The sequence below is a fragment of the Streptomyces chromofuscus genome (assembly GCF_015160875.1).
Classification (GTDB): Bacteria; Actinomycetota; Actinomycetes; order Streptomycetales; family Streptomycetaceae; genus Streptomyces; species Streptomyces chromofuscus.
The window spans coordinates 7230940-7251343 of sequence record NZ_CP063374.1 but is presented as its reverse complement, the minus strand read 5'-3'; the positions used below and the strand labels follow the sequence as shown (position 1 = coordinate 7251343).

Sequence of the window (20404 nt, the reverse complement as noted above, 5' to 3'; positions counted from 1 at the left end):
ACGGTCTGTTGCCCGTCGCGTGCGGAGGTCAGCCCTTGACGGCGCCCTCGCCGACCCCGCGGAAGAAGTACCGCTGCAGGCAGGCGAAGAGGGCGATCAGCGGGGCGACGGCGATGATCGTGCCGGCGGCGACGAGCCGTTCGTCGTTGGCGAAGGTGCCGTGCAGATAGTTCAGGCCGATGGTCAGCGTGAACTTGGACGGGTCGCTCAGCACGATGAGCGGCCACAGGAAGTCGTCCCAGGCACCCATGAACGCGAAGATCGCGACGACGGCGAGGGTGCCCTTGACCGACGGCAGCGCGATCCGCCAGAACCGCTGCCAGACGTTGGCGCCGTCGACGAACGCGGCGTCCTCGATCTCGTACGGCAGGTTGAGGAAGGCGTTGCGCATCAGCAGCACGTTCAGCGCGCTGATGCAGCCCGGCAGGACCACGCCGACCAGGGTGTTGTTCAGCCCGAGCTCCCGCATGGTGGTGAACTGGGCGATGATGATGCCCTCCACCGGCACGAGCATCGCCAGCACGAAGGCGAGCGTGGCCGCCCGGCGGCCCCGGTAGCGCAGCCGGGCCAGGGCGTAGCCGGCGAGCGCGGAGCCGACGCAGTTGGTCACGACGTTGGCGGCGGCGACCTTCAGCGAGTTCAGCGCGTAGTCCCACACGGGGATGGTCTCGGCGACCCGTTCGTAGTTGTGCAGGGTCGGATCGCCCGGCAGGAACGTCGGCGGGGAGCTGAAGATGTCCTCGGTCGGCCCCTTGAGCGAGGTCGACAGCTGCCACAGGAACGGCCCCACCGTCAGCGCCAGCACACCCAGCAGGAGCAGGTAGCGCAGGGCCAGCTCCCACGCGCGGACGCGCCGCCCGTGCTCGTCGCTCACCCGGCTTCTCCTGGCCGCGGGCGGGGCGGGGGCGGCCCCGGGCCGTGCCTTCTCCAGGACGCTCACGACTCCTCCCTCCGGTCGGCCCGCAGCACGAGCAGCATCAGGGCCACCGTCACCACGAAGACGACGACGGAGATGGCGGAGGCGTACCCGACCCGGCCGGACAGGCCGGTGCCGGTGCGCTGCACGAGCATGACGAGCGTGGTGTCCTCCCCGGCCGGGCCGCCGCTGGGACCGGCCAGCAGATAGACCTCCGAGAACACCTTGAAAGCGGCGACCGAGGAGAGGGCCGCGACCAGGACCATGGTGGAGCGGACGGCGGGCACGGTGACGGCCAGGAAGCGGCGTACCGGTCCGGCGCCGTCGACCGCGGCCGCCTCGTGGAGTTCCCGTGGCACGTTGGCGAGCGCCGCCAGGTAGATGATCATGTAGTAGCCGAGTCCCTTCCAGACCGTGACGGTCATGGCGCTCAGCAGGAGCAGCCACTGGTCGCTGAGGAACCCGACCCGGCCGACGCCGACCGTCTCCAGCAGGGCGTTGACCAGGCCGCGTTCGTCCAGCAGCCACACCCAGATGAGGCCGACCACGACGATCGAGGCGACGACCGGGGTGTAGAAGGCGGAGCGGAAGAAGGTGATGCCGGGGATGTTCTTCTGCACCAGCAGCGCGAGCAGCAGCGGCAGGACCACCAGCGCGGGGACGACCCCGACGACGTACAGCGTGCTGTTGCGCAGGCCGATCCAGAACATGTCGTCATGGATCAGCTCGCGGAAGTTGTCGAGGCCGACGAACTCGCCGGGGACCAGGGTCCGCCGGTCGGTGAAGGCGTTGACGACGGTGGAGACGAACGGGTGGAGCACGAAGGCGCCGATGACGAGCAGTCCGGGGGCGGCGAACAGCCACGGGCTGGAGGGCAGTTGGCGCCGCACACGAGTGGAGCCGTTCACGGTGGCTCAGCCCTGCTGCTGGAGCAGCCGATCACAGGCCTTGACAGCGTTGTCAAGAGCTTCCTTCGGGCTCTCCTTGCCCTGGAGCGCGCGGGCCACCGCGTTGCGCAGCTCGGTCTTCATCTGCTCGCTGAACAGCACCGGCGTGTAGTTGACCGCCGTCTTCAGCGACTGGGCGGCGGCCACCCGCACCCGGGTCTCGTCGGTGCCGTCCTCCTGGGTGAAGTACGGGTCGTCGAGCGAGCCGGCGGTGCTGGGGAAGATGGCGACCTGCTTCGCGAAGGACATCTGGTGCTCGGCGTCGGTGACGAAGTGCGCGAAGGCGACGGCGGCGGGCTTGCGCTCGGTCTGCGCGTTCACCATCACGCCCATCACGTACATGTTGACGTGGCCGGTGCTGGTGATCTGGTCGGTGATGCCGATGTTCTTGTAGAGATTGGGCGCCTGCTTCTTGAAGTTGCCGAGGTCCAGCGCGCTGCCGGGGTTCATGGCGACGGCGCCGGTGAGGAACTTCTTGCCGGAGGACTCGGGGGTGGCGGTGAGCGCCTGCGGGTCGAGGGCCTTGGCGTCGTACAGCTCCTTGTACTTGGTGAGGAGTTCGACGCCCTTGGCGTCGTTGAAGGTGAAACCGGTGCCCTCCTTGTTCATGAGGGGGACGCCGTAGCGGCCGAAGTCCTCGATGGTGGGCACGTTGGCGAGGGTGGCGACCTCGCCGTCGGTCTTCTCCGCGATCCGCAGGGCGGCCGTGAAGAGTTCGTCGTACGTCTTCGGCGGCTGGTCGGGGTCGAGGCCGGCCTTGTCGAAGAGTGACTTGTTGTAGAACAACGGCCCCGTGTTGAGGTACCAGGGGAAGGCGTACGTGCCGCTCATCCCCGGTATCTGGTGACCGGCCCAGGCGCCCGGCAGGTACTCCTTCTTGTACTGTCGGGCGGCCTTGTCCAGGTCCAGCGCCAGGCCGGCCTTGGCGAGCGGGGCGACGAGGTCGGGCGAGACGTTGACGACGTCGGGCAGGGTGCCGCCGGCCGCGTCGGCGCTGATCTTGTCGGCGTAGCCCTCGGCGGGCTGGTCGATCCACTTCACGTCCGTGCCGGGGTACTGCTTCTCGAACTCGGCGATCAGGCCCTCGAAGTAGGGCTTGAAGTTGGCCCTCAGGTTCCAGGTCTGGAAGGTGATGTCGCCCTCGATCTTGCCGGAGGCGTCGGCCGATCCGCCGTCGTCGCCTCCGGAGCCGCAGGCACTGAGCGGCAGTACGGCGATGACGGCGGCGGCGGCCAGGACTCTGCGGGAGATGCGCACGGTGACCGGGCTCCTTTACGACGAAGTGAGCGGGAAATTATGCCGGGGCAGACCTTGCATGGGAACTCCGCGCGGAGTCAATGGATTCGGCTCAGCTAAATGCATTAGTTGAACATGACTGCAGGTCAGCGGGTTGTGTGCAGGGTCTTGCCGCAGATCGCTAATGCGCTTTAGGCTCGACCACACGGGCAGGCGCTCAAGCGCATTAGTCCCGTGATGATGACGTGCTGACGGAATGGGGGCAGGGGTGTCGGGCAAGCGGTCGCCCGCGCGCAGGCCGACGATGAAGGACATCGCGCGGCGTGCCGGGGTCTCGGAGAGCGCCGTGTCCTTCGCGCTCAACGGCAGGCCCGGGGTCTCGGAAGCCACCCGGGCACGGGTGCGGCGGGTCGCGGAAGAGCTGGGCTGGCGGCCCAGCACGGCGGCGCGCGCGCTGTCCGGCGAGGGGGCGGCGACGGTCGGTCTCGTGCTGGCGCGGCCCGCGCACACGCTGGGCGTGGACTCCTTCTTCCTCCAACTCGTCTCGGGCATCCAGGAGGTGCTGGCGGAGCGCCATCTCGGCCTGCTGTTCCAGGTCGCCGAGGACCTGGCCGACGAGTGCGCGGTGTACCGGCGCTGGTGGGCCGAGCACCGGGTGGACGGCGTCCTGGTCGTCGATCCACGCACGGACGATCCCCGGCCGGACCTCCTCGACGAACTCGGCCTGCCCGCTGTCGTGATCGGCGGCGCACCCGACGAACGCCACCCCGGCCTGTCCACGGTCTGGGCCGACGACGGCGCCGCCATGGCCTCGGTCGTCGGCGAGCTGTACGCCCTCGGTCACCGGCGCGTCGTGCACATCGCCGGCCTGGCGGGGCTGGCGCACACCCAGCGCCGCATCCGGACGCTGCGCGCGGAGGCCGAGCGGCGCGGTCTGACGGAGGTGCGGTCGGTGACCACCGACTACTCCGACGCGGAGGGCGCCGCCGTGACCCGCCGGGTGCTGTCCGGCGCGGCTCCGCCGACCGCGCTGATCTATGACAACGACGTGATGGCCGTCGCCGGGGTCGCCGCCGCGACGGAACTGGGCTTCGGTGTGCCGGGCGACGTCTCGGTCGTGGCGTGGGAGGACTCCGCGCTGTGCCGCATGGTCAAACCGTGGCTGTCCGCGCTCTCCCGCGACACGGTGGGGTTCGGCCGGACGGCCGCACAGGAACTGACGTCGCTGCTGGACGGGGGCCCGGCACGGACCGTGCAGGTGCCGGTTCCGCGACTGATCGGTCGGGACAGCACCGGGCCGCACGGGAGGTGAAGCGGGCCGGGGGTGACCGTGCCGGATGACTGGTGGGGGCCGCGGGCCCAGGAAGGCGGAGACGGCCGCGGGCTGCCGCCGGGGCGCGGCTGCTGTCCATGGGAGCGGCCGCCGCCGCTCACGGCGGCCGCTTGCCCGCGAGGACGGTTTGCGCGAGACACGTGCGGTGCCTTCCCACGTAGGGCGCGGCAGCCGTCCGCAACGACGGCTTCCGCCAGGCGCATGCCCTGCCCCCAACGACGGTCTGCGTGAGGAGCGGCTGCTTGCCCGCGACGACGGCTTGCTCGAGACACGTGCGGTGCCTTCCCACGTGGGGCGCGGCAGCCGTCCGCCACGACGGCTTCCGCCAGGCGCATGCCCTGCCCCCAACGACGGTCTGCGTGAGGAGCGGCTGCTTGCCCGCGACGACGGCTTGCTCGAGACACGTGCGGTGCCTTCCCACGTAGGGCGCGGCAGCCGTCCGCCACGACGGCTTCCGCCAGGCGCATGCCCTGCCCCCAACGACGGTCTGCGCGAGGAGCGGCTGCTTGCCCGCGACGACGGCTTGCTCGAGACACGTGCGGTGCCTTCCCACGTAGGGCGCGGCAGCCGTCCGCAACGACGGCTTCCGCCAGGCGCATGCCCTGCCCCCAACGACGGTCTGCGCGAGGAGCGGCTGCTTGCCCGCGACGACGGCTTGCGCGAGACACGTGCGGTGCCTTCCCACGTGGGGCGCGGCAGCCGTCCGCAACGACGGCTTCCGCCAGGCGCATGCCCTGCCCCCAGCGACGGTTCGCGACAGGCGCGGCTGGTTGTCCGCGAGGACGGATTTGCGTGGGCCAGTTGAGCCGTCCGGAGGAAGTCGGCTCTGCGAGGATGCCGACGGGCCATCCTCAGGCCGTACCCACGACAAAGGAGCGCCCGTGACTGACTGGGTCGGACGGACCGGCGTCGAGATCGCCGCCGCCGTGCGGGAGCAGCGGGTGACGCCGCGGGAGGTGGTGGCCGCGCATCTGGCGCGGATCGAGCGGCTGGACGGACGGATCGGCGCGTTCCGTGCCGTCCGGGCCGAGCGGGCCCTCGCCGAGGCCGACGAGGTGGCGGCCAGGGCGGATCTGGCGGGACTGCCGCTCGCGGGCGTGCCCGTGGCCGTCAAGGACAACCTGGCGGTGCGCGGCGAGTGCATGCGCAACGGGTCGGCCGCGACGCCGGACACCCCCGCAGAGCAGGACCACGTCACCGTCGCCCGGCTGCGCGCCGCCGGTGCCGTCGTGGTGGGGCTGACCAACGTGCCGGAGTTGTGTGTGTTCGGTACGACCGAGGGGGTGCACGGCACCGCCCGCAACCCGTGGGACGCGACGCGCACGGCGGGCGGCTCGTCGGGCGGCAGCGCGGCCGCCGTGGCGGCGGGCATGGTGCCGATCGCCCTCGGCAACGACGGCATGGGCTCCCTGCGCATACCGGCGGCCAACTGCGGTGTCGTCACCATCAAGCCGGGCCAGGGGGTCGTCCCGGCCGGCATCGGCGACGGCGACTGGTTCGGCATGTCGGAGAACGGCCCGCTCGCGACGACCGTCGCGGACGCCCGGCTGACGCTGTCCGTCCTCGCCGCCTCCGACGCCGTGGCGCGGCAGGCGCCCGCCGCCACCCGCAGCATCGCCGTCTCCCTGCGCAGCCCCGTCCTGGGCGTCACCGTCGCGAAGTCGTATACGACCGCCGCCCGTCAGGCCGCCGAGCTGCTCATGAAGGCCGGGCACCACGTGCGGCGCGCCGACCCGCCGTACCCGGCGACGCTCAGCCTCACCTCGCTCGCCCACTGGACGGCGGGCACCTGCGTCGACGCCCAAGGACTCGACGCGCGGCTGCTGGCCCGGCGCACCCGCGTCCACGCCGCCGTCGGACGGCGGTTCGTGCGCACCGTGCGCACCGGCGCCGGGCGGGAGGAGCTGCGGCGGCGCCTCGAACCGTTCTTCGCGGAGTACGACGTACTGCTCACGCCCGCGCTGGCACGCCGCTCGCCCGAGGCCGGGCCCTGGCACGAGCGGGGCTGGCTGCGCAACGTGGCCGCCAACACCCGCTACTCCCCGATGACTCCGCCGTGGAACCTCACCGGCCTGCCCGCCATGGCCGTGCCCTTCGGCACCCTGCCGTCGGGCGCCCCCTGCGCCGTGCAACTCGTGGGGCGGCCGGGGTCGGAGGCGGAACTGCTGGACCTGGCGGGCCGGCTGGAGGCGGCCCGCCCGTGGCGGCGGACGGCGCCTCTCGACTAGAGGGTCTTGTGCATGATGTGCAGGCCCACCCTGCCGTGCCTGGGGTGGTCGTACGCGTCCGGAACCGTGCCCAGGACGGTGAAGCCGAGGGACGTCCACAGCTGTACGGCCGGGTTGGTCTCGACGACCGCGTTGAACACCATGGCCCGGTAGCCGTGGGCCTTGGCCTCGGTCAGGATGTGCTCGGCGAGGGCCCGGCCGATGCCGCGGCCGGCCTGGTCGGGGTCCACCATGAAGCCGGCGTTGGCGATCCGGGCGGCGGGCCCGCCGTAGTTCGGGGTGAGGTAGGCGGAGCCGATGACGGCTCCGTCGTCGTCCTGGGCGACGTACACGCTTTTGGCCGGGCTCATCCACAGGGCGCGGGCCGCGTCCTCGGTGGTGGCCGGGTCCCAGGTGTAGGTCTCGGCGGCGGCGACGATGCGGTGCCAGAACGGCCAGATGTGCGGCCAGTCGTCGGCCGTGGCTTCCCTGATCAGCATGGGCGTGAGTGTCGCACGCCCATGCGGTCGGCGATCGCGAACGGCTCCTGCCGGTCAGTCCACGCTGGGCAGGATGTGCGGCTCGGCGAGGTCGTCCTCGTACCCCGCCAGCCGGATCGGGGCGGACCTCGCCCACACGTCGAGGCTGCCGATCTGGCCTGGCCGGCGGCCCGCACGCTCCGTGCGTTCCTTGGGGCGCTGTTCGCGATTCGTCTTCTCCGGTGTCACCGCGCACTCCTTATGTGTCGGGTCACCCTCGGGGTGCGCCGGCGACCTGCGGTCCGCTGCCCGGCGCCCGTTCGGGTCTGACATGTCGCTGTAGGACGCGGTGGCGTCGGTAACTCGCGTGAGAGCAGGCCGATGTGCACCGGCTTGTCCCGGGACGGACGGTGGGTGTGGGTAGGGACCCGTTGTTGCTGTCCGTCCGTACCAGATTAACCAAATGAGCGGGGGGCCGCTCGATGGGGCTGAAAACTCCGGGTAACGATCGCACGTCATCCGGTGCTCGATCAAGCGAATTCTATGGCCATTTGTAACGAAATGGACCCATACGAACTCACCTGACCGGCCTACCCGGGTGAACACACCGGCGACCGGCGGCCGTCGTGACGTCGCGCAGTTCAAGTCCCGTTGGCCGATTCGCCAGCCGGCCATGGTCTGCTGACGCACGGCAACGGCTCGTCCGGCGGGAGGACTGGCGCATGGACCTGCGCAGTGTCGAGGAGCTGATGGATCTGCTGTACGCCTGCCGCGACGCCTGGGACACCCCGGACCGCAGCGCCGCCCCGGTAGACCTGCACGACCACGCGCTGCAGACGGCCGCGCTGCTGCGTCGCGCCGGCCCGCCGACAAGGAGCTCCAGGTCGCGGGCCTGGTGCACGACATCGGCCATCTGCTGCGGCCCGGCGACGACGCCGGGCACGCGGAGCACGCGGCGGACGCGGTCCGGTCCCTGCTCGGTGAACGGGTCGCCCGTCTCGTACGCCTGCATGTGCCGGCCGAGCGCTACCTGGCCGCCGTCTCCCCCGGGCGCGGCCTGTCCCCGCAGGGCGGGGCGATGAACCCGGCCGAGGCGGCTGCCTTCGCCCGCGACCCGCTCGCCGAGGACGCCGTGACCCTGCGGCAGGCCGACGACGCCGGCAAGGTCGTCGGACTCGACGCCGGGGTGCTGGAGGACCGGCGCATGGTCCTGGAACTCGTCGCGGCCCGGAACTCCCCGCTCGGGGCCGTCGACTGATCACAGCGACGGGCACCGGCGCGCAGCCGCCCGCCGACAACGACCGTCGGTGAGCCTTCGACCCGGCGGCCGGCACCCGCCGTGCTCACCCCGGCCGGCGGCCGACACTCGGCCACCGCTGCCGACGGGCGGCCCGGAGCGTCACGACCGCCTCTGCACACGGCCGCCCCACGGTCGGCGACCGGTGCCGGGTCGCCCCGGTCAGGAGCGGAAACAACCCGCGTCGAACTCGCCCCGTTCACGGCCGCAGACCACCGGCACCGGGCCTCGCCCGATCAAGACCGTCGGCAACCGGCACCGGCCCCTGAGGTTCACCACCTTCGGCAACCCGCCCCGGGCCTCCCCCAGACACGCAGTCGGCAGCCGACGCCGGGCTCGACCCGGTCACGGTCGGCGGCGGCAACCGCGCCGCGCTCGAGCCGGTCGTGGTGTCGGCGGCCGGTTCGGTCGCCGGGGTGTGCGCCGGTGGCGGTGGGCGGGCGCGGGCGGGTGGTGGGTGGGATCATGGGGCCGGTACCTGCCGGCCGGCGCGCCTCGGCAGCCGGGCCGGGACGCTCCGGCAGGCCGCCGTGAAGAAGGTGGCATCCATGAGCGACATCACGCCGCCCCCTCGCCCCCGCCGCACCCCCGACCTCGGGGGCCTGTCCCGCACCGTCCTGTTCTTCGCCCTGGCCGTGAGCGCCCTGCTGGTCGGCGTGGCCGCGCTGCTCATGGGCATCGCCTGGCTGGACCTCGTCGACAACACCCGCAGCGACTGGTGAGCGGGCTCACCACCTGCCGGGCGCGTAGTCCTTGAGGAAGACGCCGTACAGGTCCTCGCCCGCCTCGCCGCGCACGATCGGGTCGTAGACGCGGGCCGCGCCGTCGACCAGGTCGAGCGGGGCGTGGAAGCCCGCCTCGGCGAGGCGCAGCTTGTCGTAGTGCGGGCGTTCGTCGGTGATCCAGCCGGTGTCGACGGAGGTCATGAGGATGCCGTCGGCGTCGAACATCTCCTGGGCGCTGGTGCGCGTGACCATGTTCATCGCGGCCTTGGCGGCGTTGGTGTTCGGGTGGCCCGCGCCCTTGTAGCCGCGACCGAAGACCCCCTCCATCGCCGAGACGTTCACGACGTACGCGCGTGAGCTGGCCGCCTTCCGCGCGGCCTCGGCCATGGCCGGCCGGAGCTTGCTGATCAGGATGAAGGGCGAGGTGTAGTTGCAGAGCTGGGTCTCCAGCAGCTCCACCGGGGAGATCTGGTCGATGGTCTGCACCCACGTGTTGGTCTCGACGACGTCGGGGACCAGACCGCCCGCGTCGATGGCGGTGCCGTCGAGGTGCCGGGCGACGCTGGCGTTGCCCGCGACCAGGGCGAGGTCGGCGACCTTCTGGGCGTCGAGACCGCTGATGCCCACGGGCAGCGCGGCCAGGCCGTCGACCGCGCCGGAGTTGAAGGCGCCGATGACGTGGTGGGCCGGCAGCTCGCCGGCGGGCAGCGGGGCGCTCTCGCCCTCGACCAGGGCGGCGTAGGCGGAGGGCAGGCGGCGCACGGTCTGCGTCGCGTTGTTGATGAGGATGTCGAGGGGGCCGGCCCCGGCGATCTGGTCGGCGAGCGCCACGGCCTGCGCCGGGTCGCGCAGGTCGATGCCGACGACCTCCAGGCGGTGCATCCAGTCCGCCGAGTCGTCCATGGCCTTGAAGCGGCGGATGGCGTCCTTCGGGAAGCGCGTGGTGATCGTCGTGTGCGCGCCGTCGCGGAGCAGCCGCAGGGCGATGTACATGCCGATCTTGGCGCGCCCTCCGGTGAGCAGCGCGCGCTTGCCGGTGAGGTCGGCGCGGGCGTCGCGCTTGACCCGGTTCTCGGCGGCGCACCTCGGGCACAGCTGGTGGTAGAAGTAGTCGACCTCGACGTACCGGGTCTTGCAGGTGTAGCAGGAGCGGGGGCGCCGGAGTATCCCCGCGATCTTGCCCTCGGCGGTCCGGGAGGAGGGCAGGATGCCCTCCGTCTCGTCGTCGATGCGCTCGGCGGAGCCGGTCGCCGTGGCCTCCGTGACCGCCTTGTCGTGGGCGGTCTTGGCGGCCCGGCGCTCCTGGCGGCGGCGCTGCTTGACGGTGCGGTAGATGTGCGACGTGGCCCGGCGCACCAGGATCGCGTCGGGGTGGTCGACGTCCAGCTTGTCGAGCTCCTCCAGCACGCTCAGGCAGACGGCGAGCCGCTCCGGGTCGATGCCGGGCCCGTACACGACCTCTTCCGTGATCGCCGAGCCGTCCTCTGTCACCGTCATCGCCGCTGCCGTTCCCTGGATCTCTGCCGTCGCGGCGCTCCGGTCGCGCCCGCATTCGAACGGCAGATTTTACGGAGCGCCGGGCCGCACCGCCAAACCCGTCATGATCAGGGCACACAGGCCTTGATCAACGTCTCCAGTTCGTCCGCCACCGCCTGGGCGAACCGGTCCAGGTCCGGTACGGCCGCCGCGTCGGCGACGAGCCCGTAGTGGACCCGCCCCCGGTAGGTCGAGACGGCGACGGCGAGGGACTGTCCGGCGGCCAGCGGGGCGAACGGGAACACCTCCGTGAGCGCGTTGCCGCCCAGCTTCAGGCCGAGACCGGGCAGCGGCACGCTGGTGACCAGAATGTCGAACCAGAGCCGCGCGGCCTGGCTGACCAGCGGCCCGCCGAGCCGGTGGCCGAGTGCCGGGACGTGGTCGGCGAGCAGCGCGACCGCGCCCGCGCCCCGGTTGGGGCCGGCGTCCTTGTTGCGGTCCATGGCCGTGCGGACCGTCTCGAGGCGGCCGACCGGGTCCGGGTCGTCGACCGGGAGCCGGGTCAGGTACCCCGACAGCCGGTTGCCCTGCGGGTGCGCGGTGCGCGGGCGACGCTTGGAGACCGGGATCAGGGCGCGCGGCGCGACGCCGTCGCTGCCGTCGCCGCGTTCGTCGAGCCAGCGGCGCAGGGCGCCCGCGACGACGGCGATGAGGACGTCGTTGACGGTGCCGCCGACGGCCTTGCGGATGCGGTGCACGTCGTCGAGGTCGAGGACCACTCCGGCGGTACGCCGGGTGCCGGACGGCTCGGAGGTCAGCGCCGGCGAGGAGCGCACCCCGAGGGTGGACAGGGCGACGGACGCGCCGATGTCGAGGGCGCGGCCGACGTCGGACAGCGCGCCGCGCACCAGGTCGGGCAGTTCGCGCACGTCGGGCAGCACGCGGCGGGGCGGCTCCGGCGGGCGGGGACGGGACGCGGGCAGGTCGGTGGGGTCGAGGACGGCGGCGGCCAGGGTCAGGGCGCGCAGGCCGTCCGCGAGGGCGTGGTGGAACTTGAAGAGCACGGCGAACGACACGCCGTCCTCCCCCGGCAGCACGTGCGCCTCCCACGGCGGCCGGCCTCGCTCCAGCGGACGCTCCATCAGACGGCCCGCCTCCGCCTGGAAGTCGGCGGTCGGGGCGTGCAGCCGGACGTGGTCGAGCGGGTCGAAGTCCGGTGCGGGCTCGCGGGCGGCGCCGCCGAAGGCCAGCGGCTGTCGCAGGTCCGGCGGGCGCCACACGTTCCGGATCCGCATGCGCAAGCCGGGCACCGCGGCGGCCCGCGCGGCGAGCAGGTCCGCGGCGTGGGCGCCCGCGGCGGGCGAGCCGGCCGTGAACACGCCGAGCGCACCCAGGTGCATGGGGTGTCGGTCGGACTCGATGTTCCAGAACGCCAGGTCCAGGGGAGCGAGCAGGTCGTCAGAGTTCAAGGGCTTGCCTCGCGTCGAGGAACGGGTGGGCCAGCAGTCAATCGCCCACGCGCGATTACGGTCAAGTGCGATCAGGCTACGCACAGTTAACAGCAGATTAAGTGCCGCCGCCTGCGAAAGCGGTGGGACTCACGGGACGCATGCGACAGAAGGGGTGCCGCGAGAGGGGCAGGGGACAGCACGCAGATGTAGGGAGCGTCACACGAAGACGGGGCGTGCGCCACACGGAGCGCCCGCGACGCGCCAGGGGTACCTCCGGGCGTGGCACCGGAGACGTCGGGCCGCACGCGCGGGCCGGGCCGCTCCGGACAACGCTCGGACGCCGCGCGGAGCAAGCCTGCCGCCACCCCGGATTTCAGGCCGCTCCGGAAGCGTCCGGCCGCCGCACGGAAACCCCGGCGCGCCACAGGTCGCCTCAAGCCCGCACGCTCGGCGTCCGGGCGTGTCTCCGGGGTCGCCGGACGGCCGATACGCCCGCCGCACGGCGTCCGGCGCGCCTCGGAGCGTCGGCAAGGCGGCGAGACGCCACCTGCGCGTCGTCCGGGCGTGTCTTGGTGGGGGCGGCGGGCCCCGGAGGCCACCGGAACGGGCGTCCGGGCGTTTCGGCCCGCGGGACGGCGGCGGCCGTCGGCGGCGCGTCCGGAGGGAGGGTCGAGTGAGTGATCGGCCCCGCGCCCTCACGGCACCCGCTGCCCCTTCCCCAGTGCGATCACCCCGCCCTTGGACACGGTGTACAGCTCCGCGTCCCGCTCCGGGTTCACGCCGATCGTCGCGCCCGGGGGCACCTCGACGTTCTTGTCGAGCACGGCGCCCCGCACCACCGCGCCCCGCCCTATGTGCACGTTGTCGTGCAGCACCGAGCCCTGGACGACCGCTCCGGGGTCGACCACCACACCCGGCGACAGCACGGACCGGGTGACCTGCCCCCGGATCAGGCAGCCCGCGCTGATGATGGACTCGCCGGCGATGCCGCCCGCGTTGAAGCGGGCCGGGGAGAGTTGGTTGGAGTGGGTGTAGACGGGCCAGCTGCGGTTGTAGAGGTTGAAGGCGGGTCGCTCGGCGATCAGGTCCATGTGGGCGTCGTAGTACGCGTCGAGCGTGCCGACGTCCCGCCAGTACCCCTGGTCGCGCGTCGTCTCGCCGGGCACGTGGTTGCCGCCGAAGTCGTACAGGTGCGCCTCGCCGCGCGCGGTGAGCTGGGGCAGAATCGAACCGCCCATGTCATGCACGGAGTTCTGGTCCTCGGCGTCCCGCTGGAGGGCCTCGACGAGTGCCTTGGTGGTGAAGATGTAGTTGCCCATCGAGGCGAGTACGCAGTCGGGGGCGTCCGGCAGGCCCGGCGGGTCCGCGGGCTTCTCCAGGAACCGCTCGACGGTACTGCCGTCCGAGCCCGGCGTGATCACCCCGAAGGAGGACGACTCGGAGCGCGGGACACGGATGCCGGCCACCGTCACGCCCGCGCCGGACTCGATGTGCTGGGCGAGCATCTGGCGCGGGTCCATGCGGTAGACATGGTCGGCGCCGAACACCGCCACGTATTCCGGCTGTTCGTCGTGGATCAGGTTCAGCGACTGCAGGATCGCGTCCGCGCTGCCCAGGAACCAGCGCGGGCCGAGCCGCTGCTGGGCCGGGACCGGCGTGACGTAGTTGCCGAGCAGGCTGGACATCCGCCAGGTGGTGGTGATGTGCCGGTCCAGCGAGTGCGACTTGTACTGCGTGAGGACGCAGATGCGCAGGATGTCGCCGTTGACGAGGTTGGACAGGACGAAGTCCACCAGGCGGTACGTGCCGCCGAAGGTCACCGCGGGTTTCGCCCGGTCCGCGGTCAGCGGCATCAGGCGCTTGCCCTCCCCGCCCGCCAGTACGATTCCCAGCACCGAAGGTCCACCGCGCCGCATCCCGCCGCCCTTCTACGCCCGTTGTTCCGTCGTGCTCTGCTCTGTCGACTACCCCGGAATCAGGACGTTCCCGTAAAGGCGAGCCGTGCGCCGGGCGACCGTGCCCCAGCCGAACTCGCCCACCGCGCGCTCCCGCCCCTCCTCACCCATCCGCCGGGCACCCTCCGGGTCGCCGAGCACCGCGTCCAGGGCGCGGGCCAGGTCGGCCTCGAAGTCGTCGTTCACGGGCACCAGCAGGCCGGTCTTGCCGTCGGCGACGACCTCCGGGATGCCGCCGACCTCGGAGGCCACGACCGCGGTGCCGCAGGCCATGGCCTCCAGGTTGACGATGCCCAGGGGCTCGTACACCGAAGGGCAGACGAAGACGGCCGCGTGTGTGAGGAGTTGGATCACTTCCGGGCGTGGCAGCATCCGGGGGATCCAGTGCACGCCGTCGCGGACCCGGCTCAGCTCCCGGTACAGCTCGCGGAACTCCTGGTCGATCTCGGGGGTGTCGGGCGCGCCCGCGCACAGCACGACCTGGGCCGACGGGTCGATGTCGCGCACCGCGCGCAGCAGATGGGGGACGCCCTTCTGCCGGGTGATGCGGCCGACGAACAGCACGTACGGGCGGGCCGGGTCGACGCCCAGGCGGTGCAGGACGTCGGTGGCGGGGTCCGGCCGGTACAGCTCGGTGTCGATGCCGTTGTGCACGACGTGGACGCGGTCCGGGTCCAGTGCCGGATAGCAGGCGAGGATGTCCTCGCGCATCGCGCCCGACACGGCGATCACCGCGTCGGCGGCCTCGATCGCGGTGCGCTCGGCCCAGCTCGACAGGGCGTATCCGCCGCCGAGTTGCTCGGCCTTCCAGGGGCGCAGCGGCTCCAGGGAGTGGGCGGTCATCACGTGCGGGATGCCGTACAGGAGTTTGGCGAGGTGGCCGGCGAGATGGGCGTACCAGGTGTGGGAGTGGACCAGTTCGCGGCCCTGGAGGGCGGCGGCGACGGAGAGGTCGACGGAGAAGGTGCGCAGGGCGTCGTTGGCGCCGTCGAGGGTGGGCCAGGGGCGGTGGCGGACCACGCCCTCGTTGCGGCCCTCGCCCCAGCAGTGCACGTCGAGGTCGACCAGGGAGCGCAACTCCCGGGCGAGGAACTCCACATGGACGCCCGCGCCGCCGTACACGTCCGGCGGGTACTCCCGGGTCAGCAGTCCCACTCGCACCCGGAACCCCCTGTCTCAGCGGCTGGTCCCCTCATGGTCACCCAGATGCGGCGCGGGCGGAAGACCACGGGACGGCCGCGGGATCAAGCCATGGGCGTCCGGGGCGTCCGGGGCCGAGCCGTGGGCGTTCTGGTGAAGCAGCAGTCGCCGCAGACGCCTGCCCCGGGCACCCGGTAGTACAGGCAGCAGCTGCGGCGCCGGAAGGCGGTGCCGGTCCGGGTGCCGGTGTCGCGCAGCAGAGGGTGGGCGAAGAGTTCGGCGGTCAGCGCGCGGGCCCGGGCGGCGATGTCCGTACGGCCGTCGGCCCGCGCCCGGCGGTCCAGTTCGCGGACGGCACCGGCCAGGGCGGAGGCCGCGTTCCCCCACAGCAGTCCCCGCGCGAGCCGGTGACGGGCGCGCAGGGTGGCCGCCAGCGGCTGGAGGTGGCCGTGCAGCACGACGTCCACGAGGGTGGCGGCGTCTCCCGGCAGCGGGCGCACCTCGGTCAGCCACAGGTCGTCGGGGGCGCCGGCGTCGGCGTCCCAGCGCAGCAGCCGCGGGTCGAGGTCGGGGATCCGGCCGTACAGGGCGGCGCAGCCGAGGGCCGGTGACCAGAGCCGCGCCGCGAGGCCCAGGTGCGCCACCGAAGCGGCGACCCGCGCCTCCGGAGCCCGCAGGGCCGTCGCCACTGTCCGCACACGCGACGCCAGGGGATCGGGCTGAACACCCGATGCCGTACCGTCGTATGTCTGTGCGAGGGTCGGCAGCGGCCTCGCCGGGTTACGGGCCGCGTCCACGACCGTGCGCAGCACGAAGAAGCCGCCGAGCTGGTTCAGGCCGGTGAGCTGGGGGTCGAGGTCCACGAGGAGCAGTAGTACCAAGTCCCCTAGGGGCTGAGCCCTGCGGGTCTGCCTCCCCGGTAGCCCACCCTGGGGATGACGGGCGGCTGGTCGTACTCCATCGGCAGTAGGTCTTATTGCGGCCTCAGGGACGACGACGGGAACAGCTCGACAAGGCATCGTGTTGTTCATGGACGTCGATCGTTCGCCGCGCCGGGCCTGGGGCCCCCGCCGCCCGCAGAGGAGCAGGCCATGAGCGCCCTCGCGCTGTCCGTGCTGCTGTCGCTCGTCTCCGCCGTGGCGTACGCGGGCGGGGCGATCGTGCAGGAGCACGTGGCGGTGTCGGACGGGCAGTACGCCCCCTTGCGCCGGCCGGGCTGGTGGGCCGCGGTCGCGCTGAACGGCCTCGGTGGCCTGCTGCACGTGGCGGCCCTGGCCTACGGCCCGCTGAGCGTGGTGCAGCCGTTGGGGGCACTGACCATCGTCTTCGCGCTGCCCATGGCGGCGCTGTGCGTGGGCCGCAAGGCCGGTTCGACGGCCTGGCGGGGGGCCGTCATGGCGACCGTCGGCCTCGCGGGTCTGCTGTCCCTGGTCGGCAGCTCGGACGCGCGGTCGCTGGACGGCAGCCAGCAGCTCGGCGTGTTCCTGGCGACCGCCGGTGTGGTCGGGGCGCTGATGGCCGTGGGCCGGGCGGCGCACCGGCGTCCGGCGGTGCGGGCCATGGTGCTCGCCACCGCGTCCGGCACAGCGTTCGGCATCTCCTCGGTCTTCACCAAGACGGTCGCGGTCGACTGGACGGGCGGGGTGACGTCGGCGCTGCTGCCGGCCCTGGCCGCGATCGGCGTGTTCGCCGTCGCCGGTCTGCTGCTGTCCCAGGCCGCCTACCGGGGAGCGGGCCTGGCGGCCCCGCTGGCCACGCTGACGGTGGTGAACCCCGTCGTGGCCGCCGCGGTGGGCATCACGATGTTCGGCGAGACCTTCCGGTACGGCACCACGGGCACCGCGCTCGCGCTGGGCTGCGGTGCGGTGGCGGCCGCCGGGCTGGTCCTGCTGACGGCGGAGCGCGTCGAGCGGGCCCGGGCCGAGGACGTGACGCCGCTGCCCGAGCCGGAGCTCCTCCCCGCCCGCAAGCCGACGGCCATGGCCCTGCCCGACGGCGTCTTCCTGCCGAGCCCGCTGACGGAGGGCGTGTACGGCCGGGCCGTGCGCGGCGACGGCGGGTACGACCAGGACGACGCCGCGCCCGCCGCTCCCGCGGAGACTTCACCGCCGTACTACGCCCTGTACGGCGCGCCGTACGTCCCCTTCCCGGCCGTGGAGCGCGGCCGGGTCCGGGTCAGATCCTGACGCCGCCGGCCCGCAGATAGGCCAGCGGGTCGACGTCCGTGCCGAAACCGGGCCCTGTCCGCACCTCGAAGTGCAGATGAGGGCCCGAGCTGTTGCCGGTGGAGCCCACGCGTCCGATGCGCTGGCCGGCGCTCACCGACTGCCCGGCCTTCACGGAGATCGCCGACAGGTGCGCGTACTGGCTGTAGCGTCCGTCGGTGTGCCGGATGACGACCTGGTAGCCGAAGGAGCCGCCCCATCCGGCGTCGACGACCCGGCCCGGGCCCACCGCCTTCACCGAGCTGCCGGTGGGCGCCGGGAAGTCCACGCCGGTGTGGTAGCCCTTGGACCAGCTGGAGCCCGTCGCGCGGTAGGCGGTGCCCAGAGGGCCGCTGACCGGGGCGACGAGAGCGCCGTGGCGCTGTTCGGTGGCGCTGCTCTTGTCCGAAGCGGGCTTCTTGGGCGACGACTTGGGGGCCTGCCGGGTCGTGGCCGGCTTGCCGGAGGTGGGCGGAGCGCTCGGGGCGGACGTGGCCTTGGCGCGCAGGTTCAGCCGCTGGCCGGGCAGGATCAGGTCGGGGTCGGCCCCGATGGTCCTGCGGTTGGCGGCGTACAGGCGCTGCCAGCCGCCCCGGACGTCGCGTTCCTCGGCGATGGTCGAGAGCGTGTCGCCGCGGACGACGGTGTACATCTCGGCGGTCCCGGCCCGCGACTGGGGTGTGGTCTGCGGCTGGACGTCGGCCGCCGTGGACTTCGGGGTCCGCGTCGAGGTGCCGGCGGGTCTGACGTCCGGGCTCTCGCCGCCCCGCGTCAGCCCGGCGCGCTGCGAGCACACCGGCCAGGCGCCCGGGCCCTGCCCGTCGAGGACCTTCTCCGCGACGGCGATCTGCTGGTCCTTGGTGGCCAGGTCGGCGCGGGCCGCGTACGCGGTGCCGCCGTAGGCCTCCCAGGTGGACTGGCTGAACTGCAGGCCGCCGTAGTAGCCGTTGCCGGTGTTGATGTTCCAGTCGTTGCTCGACTCGCACGCGGCGACCTTGTCCCAGGTGTCCACGTCGGCCGCGTGCGCGGCGCCGGTGCCGACGAACGGGAGGGCCATGCCGGCGCCGCCCGCCGTGACGGTGAGCGAGGCGCGGTTGATCCTGTTCGGCTGATACCGGCGGTGCCGGCCGCGTACGGCCATGGGAAGTCCCCCTCGACAAGCGTCAGGAGGGGCAAAAGTATGCACCGCGAACAGGCCATGACAAGACGGCAATCGGCCGACTGGACGGCCCAATTGGCGCGGATCGCACTCCCGTTGCCGGGGCACCCGGCGCGTGGTGAGGCGCCGGACCCCTTCCGTACGTACTGACCCCCGTCGGCCCCGGACATGCGGTCGGCGTATCGGCACGTCAGGATGGCCGGGAGGCGATACTGGCGACACAGCGGACCGACAGGTCGGCGGTGCCGGACCACACAAACACATACATACCCACATACTCAGATACGCGCATTTCGGATCACCATCACCGATACACGAGCTACTACGGGATCCCCGGGTCCCAATGAGGAGCAGGCGGTATGAGCACTTCAGCCCAGATCGGCGTCACGGGTCTCGCGGTCATGGGAAGCAATCTCGCCCGCAACTTCGCGCGCAACGGCTACACGGTCGCGGTGCACAACCGGACGTCGTCCCGGACGCACGCGCTGGTGGAGGAGTTCGGCGGCGAGGGCGAGTTCGTCGCGGCGGAGACCGCCAAGGACTTCGTGGCGGCCCTGGAACGGCCGCGCCGCCTGGTCATCATGGTCAAGGCCGGTGAGCCGACCGACGCGGTGATCCAGGAGTTCGCCCCGCTGCTGGAGCCCGGCGACATGATCATCGACGGCGGCAACGCGCACTTCGCCGACACCCGGCGCCGCGAGCGCGAGCTGCGCGAGCAGGGCATCCACTTCGTCGGCACCGGCATCTCCGGCGGCGAGGAGGGCGCGCTGCACGGGCCGAGCATCATGCCGGGCGGCTCGAAGGAGTCGTACGGATCGCTGGGGCCGATGCTGGAGAAGATCTCCGCGAAGGCGGCCGACGGCGCGCCCTGTGTGACCCACGTGGGTCCGGACGGCGCGGGGCACTTCGTGAAGATGGTGCACAACGGCATCGAGTACGCCGACATGCAGCTGATCGGCGAGGCGTACCAGCTGCTGCGCGACGTCGCCGGGTACGCCCCCGCGGAGATCGCGGAGATCTTCCGCACCTGGAACACGGGCCGGCTGGACTCCTACCTGATCGAGATCACGGCCGAGGTGCTGTCCCACGTGGACGCGGCGACCGGCAAGCCGTTCGTGGACGTGGTGGTGGACCAGGCGGAGCAGAAGGGCACCGGCCGCTGGACGGTCCAGATCGCGCTGGACATGGGCGTGCCGGTCTCCGGGATCGCCGAGGCGGTCTTCGCGCGCTCGCTGTCCGGCCACGCGGCGCTGCGGGAGGCCTCGCGGGGGCTGGCGGGTCCGAAGGCCGCGCCGCTGAGCAAGGACGAGGCCGGGGCGTTCGCGGACCGGGTGGAGCAGGCGCTGTACGCGTCGAAGATCGTGTCGTACACGCAGGGCTTCCACGAGATCGCGGCGGGCAGCGAGGAGTACGACTGGGACGTCGACCTCGGGCAGGTCGCGTCGATCTGGCGCGGCGGGTGCATCATCCGCGCGGCCTTCCTGGACCGCATCCGCGCCGCGTACGACGCCCGGCCGGACCTGCCGAGCCTGCTGTCCGACGAGACGTTCGCGCGGGAGATCGCCGAAGCCCAGGACGACTGGCGTGAGGTGCTGATCGCCGCGACGCGGCAGGGTGTGCCGACGCCGGGGTTCGCCGCGGCACTCGCCTATTACGACGCGCTGCGTGCCGAGCGGTTGCCTGCGGCGCTCACGCAGGGGCAGCGGGACTTCTTCGGTGCGCACACGTATCGGCGGACCGATCGGGACGGGACGTTCCACACGCTGTGGGGTGGGGACCGGTCGGAGGTGTCCGCGTAGGGGCGCGGCCGGTTCGGTCGCCTCGGGGGTGCGGGGCTGTGAGGGCTGGTCGCGCAGTGCCCCAGCTCCCCGTGCCTCTA

Annotated in this window: 16 protein-coding genes and 1 pseudogene; 6 read left to right on the top strand and 11 right to left on the bottom strand. The window is 72.5% G+C overall.

All coding sequences use genetic code 11. The annotated features are described in order from the left end of the window. Nucleotides 1-28 precede the first annotated feature (28 nt). Genes IPT68_RS32500 through IPT68_RS32490 form a run of 3 tightly spaced genes read right to left on the bottom strand, consistent with a single transcriptional unit; the run spans nt 29 to nt 3120 of the window. A complete protein-coding gene (locus IPT68_RS32500; protein WP_373300676.1) occupies nt 29-940 on the bottom strand; it encodes a carbohydrate ABC transporter permease in 912 nt (303 codons plus the stop codon). Next, nucleotides 937-1824, bottom strand: coding sequence for a carbohydrate ABC transporter permease (locus IPT68_RS32495; protein ID WP_189700144.1), 888 nt, complete (start codon nt 1822-1824; stop codon nt 937-939). Before IPT68_RS32495 ends, IPT68_RS32500 begins: the two co-directional genes overlap by 4 nt. A gap of 6 nt (nt 1825-1830) precedes the next feature. Then, complete coding sequence (locus IPT68_RS32490; RefSeq protein ID WP_189700145.1) at nt 1831-3120, bottom strand: ABC transporter substrate-binding protein; 1290 nt, start codon at nt 3118-3120, stop codon at nt 1831-1833. A gap of 235 nt (nt 3121-3355) precedes the next feature. Between IPT68_RS32490 and IPT68_RS32485 the strand changes: the two genes are divergently transcribed. Beyond that, complete coding sequence (locus IPT68_RS32485; RefSeq protein ID WP_228040072.1) at nt 3356-4411, top strand: LacI family DNA-binding transcriptional regulator; 1056 nt, start codon at nt 3356-3358, stop codon at nt 4409-4411. A 902-nt stretch (nt 4412-5313) separates the two neighbouring features. After that, nucleotides 5314-6660, top strand: a complete 1347-nt coding sequence (locus tag IPT68_RS32480; protein WP_189700146.1) for an amidase — start codon at nt 5314-5316, stop codon at nt 6658-6660. Here IPT68_RS32480 and IPT68_RS32475 read toward each other — a convergent pair. Next, entirely contained in the window at nt 6657-7139 is a 483-nt protein-coding gene (locus IPT68_RS32475; protein ID WP_189700147.1) for a GNAT family N-acetyltransferase, read from the bottom strand. The genes IPT68_RS32480 and IPT68_RS32475 overlap by 4 nt on opposite strands. Before the next feature lie 54 nt (nt 7140-7193). Continuing rightward, nucleotides 7194-7367 carry a hypothetical protein gene (locus IPT68_RS32470; protein ID WP_189700148.1) on the bottom strand — a complete coding sequence of 58 codons (174 nt, stop codon included), beginning with the start codon at nt 7365-7367 and terminating at the stop codon, nt 7194-7196. A gap of 473 nt (nt 7368-7840) precedes the next feature. Between IPT68_RS32470 and IPT68_RS32465 the strand changes: the two are divergent. Both IPT68_RS32465 and IPT68_RS32460 read left to right on the top strand, forming a co-directional pair. Continuing rightward, a pseudogene (locus IPT68_RS32465) lies at nt 7841-8376 on the top strand (HD domain-containing protein). A 587-nt stretch (nt 8377-8963) separates the two neighbouring features. Then, nucleotides 8964-9137, top strand: a complete 174-nt coding sequence (locus IPT68_RS32460; protein ID WP_189700149.1) for a lytic transglycosylase domain-containing protein — start codon at nt 8964-8966, stop codon at nt 9135-9137. Between the two features lie 6 nt (nt 9138-9143). Here IPT68_RS32460 and IPT68_RS32455 read toward each other — a convergent pair whose 3' ends face one another. From IPT68_RS32455 to IPT68_RS32435, 5 genes are all read right to left on the bottom strand, one after another. Next, entirely contained in the window at nt 9144-10637 is a 1494-nt protein-coding gene (locus IPT68_RS32455; protein WP_189700150.1) for an SDR family NAD(P)-dependent oxidoreductase, read from the bottom strand. Between the two features lie 107 nt (nt 10638-10744). Then, nucleotides 10745-12085, bottom strand: a complete 1341-nt coding sequence (locus tag IPT68_RS32450; protein WP_189700151.1) for a wax ester/triacylglycerol synthase family O-acyltransferase — start codon at nt 12083-12085, stop codon at nt 10745-10747. A 677-nt stretch (nt 12086-12762) separates the two neighbouring features. Then, entirely contained in the window at nt 12763-13983 is a 1221-nt protein-coding gene (gene glgC / locus IPT68_RS32445) for a glucose-1-phosphate adenylyltransferase (protein ID WP_189700152.1), read from the bottom strand. A 48-nt stretch (nt 13984-14031) separates the two neighbouring features. Further along, nucleotides 14032-15183: a glycogen synthase gene (gene glgA, locus IPT68_RS32440; RefSeq protein WP_189700153.1), complete on the bottom strand. Its 1152-nt coding sequence runs from the start codon at nt 15181-15183 to the stop codon at nt 14032-14034. A gap of 83 nt (nt 15184-15266) precedes the next feature. Next, nucleotides 15267-16025 (bottom strand): (2Fe-2S)-binding protein, encoded by a 759-nt coding sequence (locus tag IPT68_RS32435; protein WP_189700183.1) that lies wholly within the window; start codon nt 16023-16025, stop codon nt 15267-15269. 228 nt (nt 16026-16253) lie between these two features. Between IPT68_RS32435 and IPT68_RS32430 the strand changes: the two genes are divergently transcribed. After that, entirely contained in the window at nt 16254-17348 is a 1095-nt protein-coding gene (locus IPT68_RS32430; RefSeq protein ID WP_189700154.1) for a DMT family transporter, read from the top strand. Here the strand turns inward: IPT68_RS32430 and IPT68_RS32425 are convergent. Then, on the bottom strand, nt 17338-18507 hold the full coding sequence (locus IPT68_RS32425; protein ID WP_189700155.1) for a transglycosylase family protein: 1170 nt from the start codon (nt 18505-18507) through the stop codon (nt 17338-17340). The genes IPT68_RS32430 and IPT68_RS32425 overlap by 11 nt on opposite strands. 377 nt (nt 18508-18884) lie before the next feature. On the opposite strand from IPT68_RS32425, the gene gndA reads away from it, so the two are divergent. Further along, complete coding sequence (gene gndA, locus IPT68_RS32420) at nt 18885-20324, top strand: NADP-dependent phosphogluconate dehydrogenase (protein WP_189700156.1); 1440 nt, start codon at nt 18885-18887, stop codon at nt 20322-20324. The last annotated feature ends 80 nt before the right edge of the window (nt 20325-20404 follow it).